The 15054-nt window shown below is 64.4% G+C and carries 12 protein-coding genes; 5 read left to right on the plus strand and 7 right to left on the minus strand.

Annotation, left to right across the window (positions count from 1 at the left end):
• Positions 1 to 8: 8 nt before the first annotated feature.
• Complete coding sequence (locus ACQY80_RS06285; RefSeq protein WP_428684720.1) at positions 9 to 803, minus strand: 2-keto-4-pentenoate hydratase; 795 nt, start codon at positions 801 to 803, stop codon at positions 9 to 11.
• Between the two features lie 166 nt (positions 804 to 969).
• Here ACQY80_RS06285 and ACQY80_RS06290 point away from each other — a divergent pair, with 166 nt between their 5' ends.
• Positions 970 to 2022, plus strand: a complete 1053-nt coding sequence (locus ACQY80_RS06290) for a LacI family DNA-binding transcriptional regulator (RefSeq protein WP_428684722.1) — start codon at positions 970 to 972, stop codon at positions 2020 to 2022.
• A 4-nt stretch (positions 2023 to 2026) separates the two neighbouring features.
• Entirely contained in the window at positions 2027 to 3544 is a 1518-nt protein-coding gene (locus tag ACQY80_RS06295) for a UxaA family hydrolase (RefSeq protein WP_428684724.1), read from the plus strand.
• Between the two features lie 28 nt (positions 3545 to 3572).
• On the opposite strand, the gene ACQY80_RS06300 is transcribed toward ACQY80_RS06295, so the two are convergent.
• Complete coding sequence (locus tag ACQY80_RS06300) at positions 3573 to 4772, minus strand: pectate lyase family protein (RefSeq protein ID WP_428684726.1); 1200 nt, start codon at positions 4770 to 4772, stop codon at positions 3573 to 3575.
• Between the two features lie 3 nt (positions 4773 to 4775).
• Positions 4776 to 7727 (minus strand): TonB-dependent receptor, encoded by a 2952-nt coding sequence (locus ACQY80_RS06305; protein ID WP_428684728.1) that lies wholly within the window; start codon positions 7725 to 7727, stop codon positions 4776 to 4778.
• A gap of 251 nt (positions 7728 to 7978) precedes the next feature.
• Between ACQY80_RS06305 and ACQY80_RS06310 the strand changes: the two genes are divergently transcribed.
• Genes ACQY80_RS06310 through ACQY80_RS06320 form a run of 3 tightly spaced genes read left to right on the plus strand, consistent with a single transcriptional unit; the run spans position 7979 to position 10724 of the window.
• The gene (locus tag ACQY80_RS06310; protein ID WP_428684730.1) at positions 7979 to 9358 is read left to right on the plus strand and encodes a pectate lyase family protein; all 1380 of its coding nucleotides are present in this window, start codon (positions 7979 to 7981) and stop codon (positions 9356 to 9358) included.
• Positions 9355 to 9756, plus strand: coding sequence for a cupin domain-containing protein (locus ACQY80_RS06315; RefSeq protein ID WP_428684732.1), 402 nt, complete (start codon positions 9355 to 9357; stop codon positions 9754 to 9756). Before ACQY80_RS06310 ends, ACQY80_RS06315 begins: the two co-directional genes overlap by 4 nt.
• Positions 9753 to 10724 (plus strand): alpha/beta hydrolase, encoded by a 972-nt coding sequence (locus ACQY80_RS06320; RefSeq protein ID WP_428684734.1) that lies wholly within the window; start codon positions 9753 to 9755, stop codon positions 10722 to 10724. Before ACQY80_RS06315 ends, ACQY80_RS06320 begins: the two co-directional genes overlap by 4 nt.
• Here ACQY80_RS06320 and ACQY80_RS06325 read toward each other — a convergent pair.
• Genes ACQY80_RS06325 through kduI form a run of 4 tightly spaced genes read right to left on the minus strand, consistent with a single transcriptional unit; the run spans position 10721 to position 14884 of the window.
• The gene (locus tag ACQY80_RS06325) at positions 10721 to 12247 is read right to left on the minus strand and encodes a carboxylesterase/lipase family protein (protein WP_428684736.1); all 1527 of its coding nucleotides are present in this window, start codon (positions 12245 to 12247) and stop codon (positions 10721 to 10723) included. The genes ACQY80_RS06320 and ACQY80_RS06325 overlap by 4 nt on opposite strands.
• Positions 12234 to 13241 carry a sugar kinase gene (locus tag ACQY80_RS06330; RefSeq protein WP_428684738.1) on the minus strand — a complete coding sequence of 336 codons (1008 nt, stop codon included), beginning with the start codon at positions 13239 to 13241 and terminating at the stop codon, positions 12234 to 12236. The genes ACQY80_RS06325 and ACQY80_RS06330 overlap by 14 nt, the downstream gene beginning before the upstream one ends.
• A 45-nt stretch (positions 13242 to 13286) precedes the next feature.
• Positions 13287 to 14042, minus strand: coding sequence for a 2-dehydro-3-deoxy-D-gluconate 5-dehydrogenase KduD (kduD, locus tag ACQY80_RS06335; protein ID WP_428684740.1), 756 nt, complete (start codon positions 14040 to 14042; stop codon positions 13287 to 13289).
• Positions 14042 to 14884, minus strand: a complete 843-nt coding sequence (gene kduI, locus ACQY80_RS06340) for a 5-dehydro-4-deoxy-D-glucuronate isomerase (RefSeq protein ID WP_428684742.1) — start codon at positions 14882 to 14884, stop codon at positions 14042 to 14044. Before kduI ends, kduD begins: the two co-directional genes overlap by 1 nt.
• Between the last annotated feature and the right edge of the window lie 170 nt (positions 14885 to 15054).

Below are 15054 nucleotides of genomic sequence, written 5' to 3' on the forward strand. Positions count from 1 at the left end.
CTTCTGTCTTATCCCGTAATCGCGCAGCCGACGCGGATTTTTCCGTTGAAGAGCGCGTCGCCCCGCTGGCCGGGGCGGATTTCATGGATGCCGGTGATTGCGCCGGTCGACACCCAGGTGCCGGCGGGAATCGCGATCCCGCGCGCGCGCAGCACGCGGATCAGAAACAGCGCCGACCCGAAGGGACCATCAAGCATCGTCTCCATCGTCGCCGCACCCACGGACGCATCGTCGATGAAGAATTCGACCGGCATGCGGATGAGGTCGGCGGTCCGCCAGTCGGGGATCGCGGGCCCGAGGATCAGCCCCTTGTTATTGCCATAGTCCGACGCGGTGACCGCGGGGCCATGGCGATTGATTTCCCGGAAGGGTGAACTCGCAATCTCGATGCCGGTACGCACTTCGGTGATGCAGTCCTTCACCGTCTCGATATCATGATCGCGCGTCCCGACGTCGCCGAGGCGGAGCAGCACTTCGGCTTCGGCGGCGGCAAAGCCATCGGCATAGACGGGCATGGCCGGACGCTCGCCCGCGCTGCCGTCGAAGATTTCGTCGGTGAAGATGGGGCCGGCCAGTCGGTTGTCGAGATAGCGGTCCACCAGCTCGGCGGGAATGCGCCCGACTTTCCAGCCGCCGACCGTGCGGCCGTCAAATCCGATCGCCGCGTCCTGGATCGCATAGGCCTCGCCCATCGTCGCGGGCATCGCACCGGGATATAAGGTAAGCGGTGTCTTTTTGGCGCGCGCCGAAAGGAACGCCTTGGCAATTTTCTGCTGCTCTTCGCTCGCGGGCATTTTCATCATTTCCCTCTTCCGCCGATTGCTCTAAAAGACACCGGTGTCAAAAGCAAGCGATTAGCCATTGGTGCGGTTGATTTTGCCCCCCCGAACGCCCACAGGGATGCGATCGGGTCGGAAAAGTGGGGCATTCTTCCAGGATGCGCCGGCGCGGTGGAGAGAAAGCGGACTTATGGCGGCTCGAACGACCGGCAAGAACGGCAAACAACCGACGATCAACGATGTGGCGGCGCTCGCCGGGGTTTCGAAGAAGACCGTCAGCCGCGTCATCAACCGCTCCGAATTCATCAGCGAAAAAACGCGCAAGGCGGTGCAGGATGCGATCGAATCGCTCGGCTTCGTGCCCAACCCGCAGGCGCGCGCGCTCGCTTTTCGTCGCAACTTCCTGATCGCGCTGCTTCACGACAATCCGAACGCGCAGACGGTGCTCAACTTCCAGCAGGGCGTGCTCGACGCGATCAAGGACAGCGACCTTGCGCTGCTCGTCCGCCCCGTCGATCGCGGATCGGACCGGATGCTCGACGATGTACGCATCTTCCTCGAAAAGCAGCGCCCGATCGGCGCGATGCTGCTGCCGCCGATTTCGGAAAATGACGATCTGGCAAAGCTTTGCGAGGATCTGGGCGTCCGCTACGTCCGCGTCGGATCGGCGCTGCTCGACGATGCGAAGCATTGCGTCTCGTCGAACGACCGCGAAGTCGTTGCGGAGGCGGTCGGCAAGCTGGTCGCGCTCGGTCACCGCCGCATCGGCTTCGTCCGCGGCCCGGTCGGCTTCCGCTCGGCTGCCGAGCGCGAACAGGGCTTTCGCGAAGCTCTCGCTGCAGCGGGCCTGTCGCTTCCGGACGAACTCTATGCGCCGGGCAATTACCGCTACACCGCAGGCGTCGACGCGGGCGAGGCGATGCTGTCGCTTGGCGAACCGCCGACGGCGGTCTTCGTATCGAACGATGAAATGGCCGCCGGCGTGATGAGCGTCGCGCACGGCAAGGGTCTGTCGGTCCCCGCCGATCTGTCGATCATCGGATTCGACGATTCGCCGACCGCGACTCACATCTGGCCCGCGCTCAGTACGGTACGTTGGCCAATCCGCGAGATGGGGTCCCGCGCCGCCCGCACGCTCGTCCCCGATTTTCTCAGCATCAATGCCAAGCCAACGGACGACGAGAATCCGGTGATGCCGTCGACCTTCATCGAGCGCCAGTCGGTCGCGCCGCCAAAGCGCTGACGCGATGACGCACGATCCCGGCCACGGCCCGAGAATGACACCGGTAACCGCATTGCGCATCCACCGGCTCGACAATGTCGCCACCGCACTCGCCGATCTGGACGCGGGCGCCGAACTGTCGATCGACGGCTTCGATATCCGCCTGACCGATCCGGTCGCGCGCGGTCACAAGGTCGCGCTGGTGCCGATCCATGCCGGCGCAGCGGTGATCAAATACGGCTTCCCGATCGGAACAGCGACCGCCGCCATCGCGCCCGGCGCGCATGTCCACAGCCACAATCTGGTGACCGCACTCGGCAGCGCGGCGGACTATCATTATGAAATGCCCGACGCCGCGCCTCCCGTCGCTGCGTCGCCGAAGACATTTCAAGGCTATGTCCGCGCCGACGGCCGCGTCGGCACCCGCAACGAGATATGGATCATCCCGACCGTGGGCTGCGTCGGCAATCTCGCGGCGCGCGTTGCACGGGTGGCGGGTGATCGCCACGCCGGGCGGGTCGATGGCATTCATGCCTTCAAACACCCCTTCGGCTGCTCGCAGCTCGGCGACGACCTTGGCCACACGCGCGCGCTGCTCGGCGCGCTCGCGCAGCATCCGAACGCCGGCGGCGTGCTGATCGTCGGGCTGGGATGCGAGAGCAATCAGCTCGGCCCGTTGCTGGACGGTATCGCCCCCGAACGCCGGGCGACCATCCGCACCCTGTCGGCGCAGTCGGTCGAGGACGACGAAGCCGCCTGCCTCGCGGTGATCGACGAGCTGGTCGAAGGTTGCACCGACATGCCGCGCACCGAAGTGCCGCTGTCGAAGCTGGTGCTCGGGGTCAAATGCGGCGGATCGGACGGGCTGTCGGGGCTGACCGCCAACCCGCTTGTCGGGCGTATGGCCGATGCCGTCGCCACGGCGGGCGGCAAGGTCGTGCTCACCGAAATTCCTGAAATCTTCGGTGCCGAGCAATTGCTGATGAACCGCGCGGTGTCGCGGACCGTCTTCGACGAAACGGTCACGCTTGTTCGCGACTTCAAGGCGTATTTTATCCGCAATGGCGAACCGGTGAGCGAGAATCCCTCGCCCGGCAATATCGCGGGCGGGATCACCACGCTCGAGGAGAAATCGCTCGGCGCGGTGCAGAAGGGTGGCAAGGCACCCGTCGTCGATGTCCAGCGCTATGGCGGCGAAGCGCGCCTGCCCGGCCTGACCCTGCTCGAAGCGCCGGGCAATGATGCGGTGTCCTCCACCGCGCTGACCGCGGCGGGCGCGACGGTCATCCTGTTCACGACCGGGCGCGGCACCCCGCTCGGCTTCCCCGCGCCGACGCTGAAGATCGCGTCGAACAGCCCGCTGGCGGAGCGCAAATCGGGCTGGATCGATTTCGACGCAGGGCAAGTGCTCACGGCCGGCTTTGACGACAGCGCCGATGCGCTCCTCGACCTCATCGCCGCGACGGCATCGGGCACGCCGACAAAGGCCGAGCGCAACGACGAGCGCGACATCGCGATCTGGAAATCGGGCGTGACGCTCTAGCCCCGCGCCCCACAGGGCGGGTTGCCGCCTATTGCGAAAGGTCGGGCCAGCCTCCGACATCGGCCTCATTGTCGATAATCCGTCCGGACCGCGTACGGACATCCTCGACAATACGGCGATCGACGGCATCGCGGCGATGCGATGCGCCAGCCTCGCCCAGAACGCGCGCGCAACCTCCGGTCGCCGGATCGCGTGTCACCGGCGCAACGTCGGGCGCGCGCGCCAGCGCGTTGTGCAGTCCCTTGACCAATTCCCACTGATCGACGGGAATGACCCCGTTCAGACTATTGCCCTCGAACCAGCTCAGCGCGTTGGGATTTTCCTCGCGAAAGATGTGGAGCCCCTGGGTGTCGGGGCCCGCAATGTAGCAATTGTCGATGAAGGCATAGGTCGCTGCGCTGTCGCGGTCGGCATTATAGCCCGATGCGGTGCCGCCCCAATTGTAGAAGATGTTCGACCGGAACTCGATCAGCGGCCCGTCCGGATCCTCGGCGATCGGGGTATAGTTGCCCGGGCGCGGCATGCGCTGGACATGATGCGCCCAGAGATTGTGGTGAAAGCTGAACCGCGATCCCCGGCCGCCGCGGATCAGGCTGCCATAGCCATGATCGCCCTTGCTGTGCCCGGCGCGGCGCAGCGATTCCGATATGATCGACCATTGCACGGTCACGTCGTAGATGCCCGGCGTCCGGTCATAGCGCGCGGACACCGACAGGGTTTCGTCGACCGACCAGCTGGCCGAGACATGGTCGAGGATGATGCGTCGTCCGCCGACAATCGAAACGGCGTCGCCCTCCTCGCCCGACTGGCTGCCGAGGCGTGAACGGATATAGCGGATGACGACGTCGTCGGCATTTACGATCAGGCTGTGGTCTGCCAGCGCGACCCCGCCCGCGGGCGCGTCCTGCCCGTTGATCGTGATCTGCGGGTGCCGGATCACCAGATCGCTTTTCAACCGGATCGTCCCGGCGACATCGAACCGGACGATGCGCGGGACATTCTGCTCCACCGCAGCACGCAGACTTCCAGGGCCGGCATCGTCAAGGTTCGTGACATGCAGAACGCGGCCGCCGCGGCCACCGGCAGCAAAGCGGCCAGCGCCCTCGGCTCCCGGAAAGGCAAGCTCGGGTTCGGATGGCTTGGCGGGTGCACCCGATAGGGCCGGCGAATAGAGCAGAAGGGCGCAACCAAAAAGCTGCGCCCCCCCGATTTTGACGATCGAAACCACGCCTCAGAACTTGAAGCGGAAGCCCGCGAGAATCTCGCGCCCCGTGTGGTTGTAGACCACCGCGCTGTTGCGGTCGCGGCTGATGAACTGGTCGTTGAACTCGTCGGTCAGGTTGACGCCTTCCAGCGTCAGCTCGAACTGGTCGTTCAGCTCGTAGGTCAGCTGCGCATCGACGTTGAGCGTGCTGTTCTTGCCCTCGACGTCGTTATTATTCTGCCCCGGCACGCGCTGCAGATAGTCCGAACGATAGGCGACCGAGCCGCGCGCGCTGAACTTGCCGTCGTCGTAATAGAGCGTCGCGTTCCAGCTTTCGGGCGACAGGTTGAGCAGGTCGTCGCGGATCAGCGTCGTCGCGGTCGGCGACACCTGATAATTGATCTTCGACTGAACGCGCGTGTAGTTCGCCGTCATGCCGAAGTGGCTGAGGAAGCCGGGCAGGAAATCGAACGGCTGCTGCACGTTGATTTCGAAACCCTTGAGCGGCCCGCCGCTGGTGTTGATCGGCGTGGTGACCTGGAAGATTTCCTCGCCGGTGAAATTCGACGGCAGCAGGCTCAGCGGCAACCCCGTCTGGTTATACGGAACATTGCTCCGCAGACTCTGAATATAGGTCCCGATATCCTTGTAGAACAGCCCGAGGCCGATGAAGGCGCCCTTGCCGTGATACCATTCGAAGCTGGCGTCGAGCGTGTTGGCGCGGAACGGCTTCAGGAACGGATTGCCGCTCGTCACCGACAGCGTACCGGTGGTGCTGATCGTGCCGCCCGGGTTGAGGTTGCCAAGCTGCGGCCGCGCCATGACCTTCGCCGCCGCAAAACGGACGATGAACTCGTCGGTGATGTTCGCAGACAGGTTGAGCGAGGGTAGCCAGTCTTCATAACGGTTGTTCACCGTGACGAGCGTTCCGCCGCCCGTCGCAAGATAGCCCTGCGCCGTGATGTCGGTTTCGACATAGCGGACGCCGAAATTGCCGCGCACCGGAACGCCCAGGATGTCGTGCTTGAAATCGAACATCAGAAAGCCCGATTTGTCCTTTTCGACGATGCGGCGGTTATTGCCGCGCGCATTGCCGTTGGTGATCGACGACAGGGTGAAGTCACCCGGGCCGCCGGCCGGACCGCTCTTCAGGCAGTTACAATAAATGTCATAGGCCGCGGCGATCGCCTTGAGGTCGGGAATGACCCAACTGGTCACCGATCCCGCCGGCAGGTTCAGCCCCTTGCCGAACCCGTTGACCGTCGTCGTCAGCCCGGCCGATCCGCCCACGGGGGCAAAGATGGTGTCGTTCTGATTGACGCGGCGGAACTCGTACGTGTCGAACGTATATTTCTTGAAATCGGCGCCCATATTGACCGTGAACGCGTCGGGCACGATGTCCCACGCCAGATCGACGTGCAGCACATCGTTGCGGTTCGATGCCCCCTGCGGCCGAATGCGGATTTCGCTGGTGGTCGTGTTGGTAACCGTCGTCGGCTGGGTGCCGCTGGTCACGACGGGAACCCCGACAATCTGCAATGCGCCGGTGGGATTGGTCGGGTCGAAGCCATAGCTGATCGAGGGCAGCCGGTCATTCTGGCGGAAGTCGATCGTATAGCCGTTGACGTTGAGCGCATCGAGCGTGGTCGTCGTCTGTACGGGGTTGCGGAATTTCGAATCCGCGCGGCCGATACGCGCATTAAGACGCAGGGAATCGCTGAAGGCATGCTCCAGCGTCAGCGTGGGTTGCGTGAAGGTGGTCGATAATTTGTCGAAGCGTGATTCCGCACGGATATCGACACCGTTGTAGACGCCATAGAGCAGCGCTCCGTTGGAGTCATATTCGGTCTGGACAACACTGGTCTGCGGTTTGCCGCCCTGGGTTGCAGTGCGGCTGAACGAGATCGCCTCAAGGAAGTCTTCCTGCCGCGTCGCCTTGAGCTTCGCATAGAGGAATTCGGCGGTGATCGTCGTATTGTCGCTCGGTGCCCACTGCGCCGACGCCGTGATGCCGAGGCGGTCCTGATCGTGCGTCAGGCGGCCATAGCGCGGCAGCCTGGGATGGAAATTAGCGGCACTGTTCGCCAGATTATACGCCGCGACATTGGCCGGCGTGTTCGGCAGCCGCGCGACGCCCTGCGCGGCGGGACCGCAGGTCGCCTGGGTCGCGTTCGTGCCTTGCGAGGTAAGCCCGATCGGGGCGCAGAACCCCTGCGACGAGGGGCCATTGTCCCAGCGGACGGTGCTGAAGCCTTCTTCGAGCAGGCGGCGCTTTGAATAGGCAGCCGACACGAGCACGCCGAAGCGACCGTCGGCGAACGTGTTCGAAATCAGCAGCGCCGCACGCGGATCGACCTTCTGGTTCAGGTCGTTGTAGCGGCCCTTGATCGAACCCGCGATGCGGAAGCCGTCGAAATCAAAGGGACGTGCCGCCTGCAGATCGACCGTGGCGCCGAGCGACCCCTCGTCGACATTGGCCGACGCGCTCTTGCGGACCGTGATCGAATTGAACAGCTCCGATGCGAAGACGTTGAAATCGAAACCGCGCGACCGGTTCGCACCGCCCGAGCTGTCGGTGCCGCCGGTTGTCGCGAGCGCCTCGATTCCATTGATGCGAATGCGGGTGAAATCCTGACCGAGGCCGCGAACGACGATCGAGCGGCCTTCGCCCGCATCGCGATCGATCACGACACCGGGGATGCGCTGCAACGATTCGGCGAGGTTGGTATCAGGGAATTTGCCGATATCCTCGGCCTTGATGACATCGACGATGCCGCCGTCGGCACGCTTTGCGTTCAGCGCCGCATCGAGCGATGCGCGAAAACCGGTGACGACGATATCGCCTTCCGCGGCCACTTCGTCGTTGCCCTGCGCCGGCGCTTCCTGCGCCCAGGCCGGCGAGACCGCCAGCGCGGCAAGCGATGCACTGCAAGCCAGCCGAGTGAGCGTGCGAATCCCCCGCGCGTTGTGAATTGCCATCGTCATCCTCCCTTATCGCAGCGCCACTCCCTTAATGACAAGGAATGACACCGGTTACCTCTGCAGAACAGGCAAATCGGCAAAACCGCCTGTCCAAAAATTTCAGAGAGTACGCTGATGCGCCGTCGCTCTTGCGACTGGCCGTGGCGCCCTCTCCCCCGTCTTGTCGTTGCCGGTTAGGTAACCGGTGTCAAAAAGAATTGAAGGAATGTGACGTCTATGTCAAGACCCCAATCAACAAGGAGAGAGTGATGCTCAAAAAGCTGTTCCTAGCTGCGCTTCTGGTCGCCCCGGCGCTTCCCGCAAATCCCGCGATTGCCGCCGATTCCGGCGGCGTTTCCTTCCCAGGAGCGGTCGGGCCGGCCGCGACGACTCCGGGTGGCCGTGGCGGCAAGATCGTCCGTGTCACGACGCTCGCGCCCGATGGCCCCGGGTCATTCAAGGCGGCGGTCGAGGCGAAGGGACCACGCATCGTGGTGTTCGAAGTCGGCGGCGTGATCGACATGGGACGCCGGACGATCACCATCACCGAACCCTATCTGACCATCGCCGGCCAGACCGCGCCCGGCCCCGGCATCACACTGATCCGGACCGGTATCGACGTGAAGACGCACGATGTCGTGATGCGGCACCTGCGCGTCTATACCGGCGTCGACGGGCAACCGAAGCGCAGCGGCTGGGAAGCCGACGCCTTTTCGACCGTGGCGGCGCATAATGTCATCGTCGACCATTGCACGTTCCTGTGGGCGATCGACGAGAATATGTCGGCTTCTGGCCCCCGCTTCACCGGAAAGGACGTCGCCGCGTGGCGCGAGGGGACGAGCAAGAATGTGACCTTCTCGAATAATCTTGCCGCCGAGGGCCTTGCCGACGCAAGCCACCCGAAGGGCGAGCACAGCAAGGGGTCGCTGATTCACGACAATGCGACCGGCATCGTCTTCTATCGCAATATCTGGGCGCATAATGTCGAGCGCAGTCCGCTGATCAAGGGCGGCGCGCAGGCGCTGCTGATCAACAATCTGATCTACGACCCCGGCCACCGCGCGGTGCACTATAATCTGATGAGCCTTGAATGGACCGGTCATCCCTATGTCACCGGCCAGATTACCGCCGTCGGCAATGTCATGCGCGGCGGCAACAGCACCGACGAGGGCCTGCCCTTCCTGATGCTGGGTGGTGACGGCGATCTCGAATATTATGGCAAGGACAATCTGGCGGTGGATCGTCATGGCAATGCGTTGCCCGAATTCGGCCGGTACGGCGAAACGCAGGCCAAGCTGGTCCGTGCCAAGGCGCCGTTGGCTCCACTTGGCGGCTATCGCATCCTGCCGGTCCGCGATGTCGAAACCTCGGTCCTCTCGACCGCCGGAGCACGCCCCTGGGCACGCGACGCCGAAGAGATCCGCATCCTCTTCTTCGTCGCCGAAGGGCGCGGATCGATCATCGACGACGAAAAGCAGGTCAGCGCCTATCCGAAGGTCGAGACACCGGTACGCGCCCCCTTCGTCGACACGGAATGGGATCTGGCGACGATGGAACCGAAGTCGGGAATGTATCCGGCGCAGACCGTGCCGATGCCGCAGGAACATCTGTCGGCGCGCGACCTTGATTCGCGCGGCGGCGTGAAATGAGCGCGCTGCTCGCCCTCCTTCTCGGGGTCGCCACAGCGCCCGCGATGGTCGTGATCGACGAGGCTGCGACGGTGCGCGAGGAGGCGCCGCCGCACGGCGCGATCGGCATGTCGACCGCCTGGCGGATCAGCGACAGCGTGCCCGCCCCGCGCAGCTTCGAGTTTCGCAAGCGCGCGCTCCATGCCGGCGCCGCGATCGGCGTGCATCCGATCGACCATGACGAAATCTATTATGTCCTCTCCGGCACCGGCATCGTCCATTCGGACGGCGAGGAGAAAGCGCTGAAGGCCGGCACCGCGGCGTGGCTCTACAAGGGGGCCCGCGTCGGCATTCGTCAGACCGGCAGTGAACCGCTGGTGCTGATCATCGCCTATCCCAACAAGGTGCCCGCGCCATGACGCTCGGCCGCCGCACGCTGCTGACGGCGAGCCTCGCGCTGCCGTTTGCGAGCGCCGCGGCGCAGGCGGCATGGACGCGCCCCGCAGGCCTCGCTCCCGACGCGAGCATCCCGCTCTGGCCCGAAGGCCATATCAAGCCGCCGCCCGGCCTGATGGAACAGGTCGTCCAGCGCAGCAATGACCCGGACGCCAGCGACCGGATGCTGCAAGGGATCACCCGTCCACGGCTCGATATCTTCCGTCCCGCCAAGCCGAACGGCGCGGCCGTCATTCTCGCCCCCGGGGGCGGCTACCGTTATGTCGTGATCGACAAGGAAGGCTATGAGCTCGCTCGCTGGCTGAAGGAGCGCGGGGTCACCGTCTATGTCCTGTTCTATCGCCTGCCGGGCGATGGCTGGACCAACGGCGCCGACGTCCCGCTAAGCGACGCACAGCGCGCGGTGCGGCTGGTGCGCAGTCGCGCAAAAAGCGATGGCGTCGATCCTGCACGAATCGCCTTCGGCGGCTTTTCGGCGGGCGGACAGGTCGCGACAAGCCTGCTCACGCGCTTCGACGCAAAGGTCTACGATCCGGTCGATGCCGCCGATACGCTATCGGCGCGACCCGATGTGGTGGCGGGCTTCTATCCGGTCGTCTCGATGGCCCCGGCGATCGCCCATGCCGTGAGCCGCGAGAAGCTGATCGGGACGAACCCCGATGCGGCGCGCGAAACGCTGTATTCGCCCGAGCGCAACGGCCGTGCCGACATGCCGCCGCTTTTCCTGCTCCATGCCGAAAACGACAGCGTGGTGAAGGTCGAGAACAGCCTCCACCTCCATGAAGCCGCACGAAAAGTCGGCGTGCCGTGCGAGGCGCATTATTTCGCCGAGGGCGAACATGGCTTCGGGCTGATGAAGGCTACCGGCCTGCCGGTTGCGATCTGGCCCGATCTGTTCCGGAACTGGCTCGCGGCCAGAAAGATCGTCTAGCTGCCCGGCTGGATATAGGGCACCCGCGCGAACAGCTCGCGCTCCCATTTACGGGGATCATTCTCGACACGGCTCGCGGTGTCGAAGATCATCGTCTGCCGCTTTGCGAGCGTATAAGCCGGCCAGCCCGGATGGCCGGTGCGCGCAAAGCGCACGAACGCATCCATCACCCGGTCACTCATCGCCTGCTGCGCAGCGGTGGGATCGGGGATCGTGTCAAAGCTGAGGCCGATGTCGTCGGCATGCTTCGCGCGCTCGAAATCGAGCTGATAGACGAAGCCCGGATGGCCGGCGCGGGCGCGTGCCTCGGCCTCTTCGACCTGGCCGCGCCAGCTGCGCGCGGACGTCACGATGCGATGAAAGAGTTCCAGCGCGTCGGCTTTCGGATAGCGCGCGCGAAACTGACCCACGACCCACGATGGCTCGATGTCGATCCGCATTTCGGGCGCGATCCGTGCGGCGAGATTATCGAAGGTCAGTCCCGACAATGGCTTGCTGTCCGGCGCGTAAAAGGCGCGCGTTTCCATCACGACATTGCCGAGCATCATCGGAATGCCCAGCGATTGCGGCGCGGCATCGGGCCAGAAGGGATGGCGCATCAGATGCTTCATGTCGAGCACTGGCCCCATATAGACCCCGCCGCCGAGGATCGGGTCGATCGCCGACAGCGCCGCGACGAGCTGCTCGACCGGCGCGGTTGCGGGATCGACGCCTTTGCCGAGCTTGTCGAGAAACGCCTGCGCGCGTTTCGTCGCATTGAGCGGGCCCGAGGCGGTGACCTGTTGCCCGCTCATGGTGATCGCCTTGTGGAACAGGCCCTTCGCTTCGGGCATCGCCATCAGGGTGGCGATCTTCGCGCCGCCACCAGACTGCCCGAAAACGGTGACATTGGCGGGATCGCCGCCGAAGGCCGCAATATTGCGCTTCACCCATTGCAGCGCGGCGACCAGGTCGAGCTGCCCGGCATTGCCGCTGTCCGGAAAGCGCGGATCGACACCGGCAAGGTAGAGATAGCCGAATGCATTGAGACGGTGGTTGACCGTGACGACCACAACGTCGCCGCGCGCGGCGAGCCTCGCCCCGTCGTTGACCGGATCGGTAACGCTGCCCGTCGAATAGGCGCCGCCGTGAAAATAGACCATCACGGGCCGCCTCGCAGGCCTTTCGATGTCGGGCGTCCAGACGTTCAGGAACAGGCAGTCCTCGTCCTGCGGCAGGTACCGGTCGCCCGTCTGCGGACAGGCGGGGCCAAAGACGTCGCCCCGCAATTGTTCGGCCGTCGTTAACGCGACCGGAGCCAGGAAACGCTCGGCGCGCCCATAGCGAATGCCGGTAAAGGCCCAGGATCGGCCGTCCCCGAAGCTGCGAAAGGAATCCGAACGATACGCCCCATCGGACGCATTGACCGCTCCGACATGTTGAACCGGCGTGAAGACTTCGGCCCGCGCGACGGCTGAAACGAGAAACGCGCTGCCGGCCGTTGCCAGAAGTGCGCGGCGGCCGACCGAATCAGCGCCGGACATCGAGCCCGCCGCCGTGAAAGGCGTCGATGTCGGCCTGTCCGAAGCGGCTCGCATCGCCCGGCAGCGAATGTTTGAGGCAGGTGAGCGCGAGGCCCGACTCCGCCATCGCGCGCGCGTCTCCGCCCGAAAGATGCGCGTGCAGCACGCCGGCGGCAAAAGCGTCGCCTGCGCCGATGCGGTCGACGATGCCGGTGACGTCGACGTCGACCGTCTGGTAACAACTGCCACGCAGGTCCACGCGCGCCGCGATGCGATGATGATCGGCGGTGACGGTGTGCCGCGCGGTCGAGGCGATCAGCTTGAGATCGGGGAAGGCCACAAAACCGGCCTCGGCGGCTTCGCGGCGCCGATCCTCACCCTCGCCGCTGAATTCCTGACCCAGCACCAGCGAAAGGTCGCGGTGGTTGCCGAAGAGAATGTCCGCGGCGCCGATCAGCTCGGACAAGATGGCGCGCGGGTCGCTGTCCCACGCCTGCCACAGCATCGCGCGGTAGTTGCCATCGAAGCTGACCGGCACGCCGAGCCGCTTCGCTGCACGTGCCGCCGCCAGCGCGGCTTCGGCCGAGCGCGGCCCAAGCGCTGGCGTGATACCCGACAGGTGGAGCAGCCCCGCCCCTGCCAGCAGCCGGTCGAAATCATAATCTTCGGGTCCGGTCGCCGCAAAGCTCGACCCTGCGCGATCGTAGACGATCTCCGACGCGCGCAGCCCGGCGCCGACGCTCAGGAAATAAAGCCCCATCCGCCCCGGATGAAGCGTGACGGCGGTGCAGTCGACATTTGCGCCGCGCACCGCCGCCACTGCACCGCGACCCAGTGCATTTGGAGGCATCTTGCTGACCATCGCGCAGTCGTGGCCAAGATGTGCAAGCCCGATCGCGACATTCGCCTCGGCTCCCCCAACATGGAGCGAGAGCGTCGGCGACTGCATCAGCAGCTCGTTACCCGGCGCGGTCAGACGGATCAGCAATTCGCCGAAGAAGACCAGCTTGCCCATCCCAACTCCCGTTCGCCGTCCGTGACCGTCGATTATCGTTCGATGCTAGCGCGCGAGCCAACCGCCGTCGACGGCAAGGATATGGCCCTGCACATAGTTCGACGCCGGCGACGCAAGGAAGACGGCCGCGCCGCCGATGTCCGCCGGATCGCCCCAGCGTCCCGCAGGGATACGCTCCATGATCTGGCGGTTGCGCGTCTCGTCCGACTGCAACGCGGCGGTGTTGTTCGTCGCGATATAGCCGGGTGCAATCGCATTGACCTGCACACCCCTGGCTGCCCATTCGTTCGCGAGCAGCTTGGTGAGCCCGCCAACGCCCGATTTCGAGGCGGTATAGCTCGGCACGCGGATGCCGCCCTGAAAGGTCAGCATCGAGGCGATGTTGATGATCTTGCCGCTGCCACGCGCGATCATATGCCTGCCCGCAGCCTGGCAGAGGAAGAAAAGCGTCTTGAGATTGGTGTCCATCACCGCGTCCCAGTCGGCCTCGGTGAAGTCGACCGCGTCGGCACGGCGGATGATCCCGGCATTGTTGACGAGAATGTCGATGCGTCCGAATTCGGCAAGCACCGCATCGACGAGCGGCTGGACCGCGCCGAGGCTCGACAGGTCGGCGCCAAAATTCTCCGCTTTGCGACCGAGCGCACGGACCTTTTCGACGGTTTCCTCGGCGGGCGAGCGTCCCGCGGCGGCGATGTCCGCCCCGGCTTCGGCGAGCGCCAGAGCTATACCCTGCCCGATGCCGGTGTTGGCGCCAGTGACAAGCGCGACCTTGTCCGAAAGATCGAACAGCCCCGCCATCAGGAAAGCTGGCAGATGTCGAGGACGTTCATGTCGGTATAATCCTGATTTTCGCCGGCCATCGCCCAGATGAAGGCATAGGATTTGGTACCGGCACCCATGTGGATCGACCAGGGCGGCGAAATCACCGCTTCCTCATTCTGCATGACGATATGACGGGTGGCTTCGCCCTCACCCATGAAGTGCATGACGCGGTCGGTGTCGACATTGTCGAGCTCGAAATAGAAATAAATCTCGCTGCGGCGCTCGTGGATGTGCGGCGGCATCGTGTTCCACACGCTGCCCTCTTTGAGCACGGTCAGCCCCATGACGAGCTGCGCACTGTCGCAAATACCCGGGATGACGAGCTGGAAGATCGTGCGCTCGTTCGATTCGGCAAGACTCCCGCGATCCAGCGCATTGGCGTCGGCGATGCCGAGCTTGCGCGTCGTGAACGCCTTGTGCGCCGGGCACGACGCCAGATAATAACGCGCACCCTCGCCCGCAAATTCGACGTCCTTCGCGCCCATCGTCACATAGAGGCAATCCTTGTTGCCGAGCGCGAAGCTCTCACCATCGACGGTGACGGTGCCTTCGACCGACGACACGTTGACGATCGCCAGCTCGCGGCGCTCAAGGAAGGGATGTCCGGCGGCCGAAGGGGGCTCGGTTTGCGTCGGCAGCTTGACCAGCGCGCTGCCGACGGCGACGCCGCCGATCACGAAGCGGTCGGCGTGCGTATAATTGAGAACGCACTCGCCTTCGCGGAACAGCCCCTGAATCAGATAGCGATCGCGCAGCTCCGCATTCGACACCTCCTCCATCATCGCGGGATGGGTGGCGTAATAGGTGCGATCGAACATGGGAGCATCCTCAACAATGATATGATTTCGAGCCGGATTAAATGACGAGGTAACCGGTGTCAATATTGATCGCCACCCGATCGTATCGCTGGCGACTAAAAGTGTCGCACTTTGTCGCAAGCGCCTGAAAGCGCTTGCATGGTGCAATGCAATGGTTTGAATAGCCCCGT

The organism is Sphingopyxis sp. (assembly GCF_965279755.1).
Classification (GTDB): domain Bacteria; phylum Pseudomonadota; class Alphaproteobacteria; order Sphingomonadales; family Sphingomonadaceae; genus Sphingopyxis.

Bases quoted from the DNA above. Each gene is read 5' to 3' on its own strand.
- ACQY80_RS06285 (WP_428684720.1), bottom strand. From the start codon at position 803: ATGATGAAAATGCCCGCGAGCGAAGAGCAGCAGAAAATTGCCAAGGCG.
- ACQY80_RS06290 (WP_428684722.1), top strand. From the start codon at position 970: ATGGCGGCTCGAACGACCGGCAAGAACGGCAAACAACCGACGATCAAC.
- ACQY80_RS06295 (WP_428684724.1), top strand. From the start codon at position 2,027: ATGACGCACGATCCCGGCCACGGCCCGAGAATGACACCGGTAACCGCA.
- ACQY80_RS06305 (WP_428684728.1), bottom strand. From the start codon at position 7,727: ATGGCAATTCACAACGCGCGGGGGATTCGCACGCTCACTCGGCTGGCT.
- ACQY80_RS06310 (WP_428684730.1), top strand. From the start codon at position 7,979: ATGCTCAAAAAGCTGTTCCTAGCTGCGCTTCTGGTCGCCCCGGCGCTT.
- ACQY80_RS06315 (WP_428684732.1), top strand. From the start codon at position 9,355: ATGAGCGCGCTGCTCGCCCTCCTTCTCGGGGTCGCCACAGCGCCCGCG.
- ACQY80_RS06320 (WP_428684734.1), top strand. From the start codon at position 9,753: ATGACGCTCGGCCGCCGCACGCTGCTGACGGCGAGCCTCGCGCTGCCG.
- ACQY80_RS06325 (WP_428684736.1), bottom strand. From the start codon at position 12,247: ATGTCCGGCGCTGATTCGGTCGGCCGCCGCGCACTTCTGGCAACGGCC.
- ACQY80_RS06330 (WP_428684738.1), bottom strand. From the start codon at position 13,241: ATGGGCAAGCTGGTCTTCTTCGGCGAATTGCTGATCCGTCTGACCGCG.
- kduD (WP_428684740.1), bottom strand. From the start codon at position 14,042: ATGGCGGGGCTGTTCGATCTTTCGGACAAGGTCGCGCTTGTCACTGGC.
- kduI (WP_428684742.1), bottom strand. From the start codon at position 14,884: ATGTTCGATCGCACCTATTACGCCACCCATCCCGCGATGATGGAGGAG.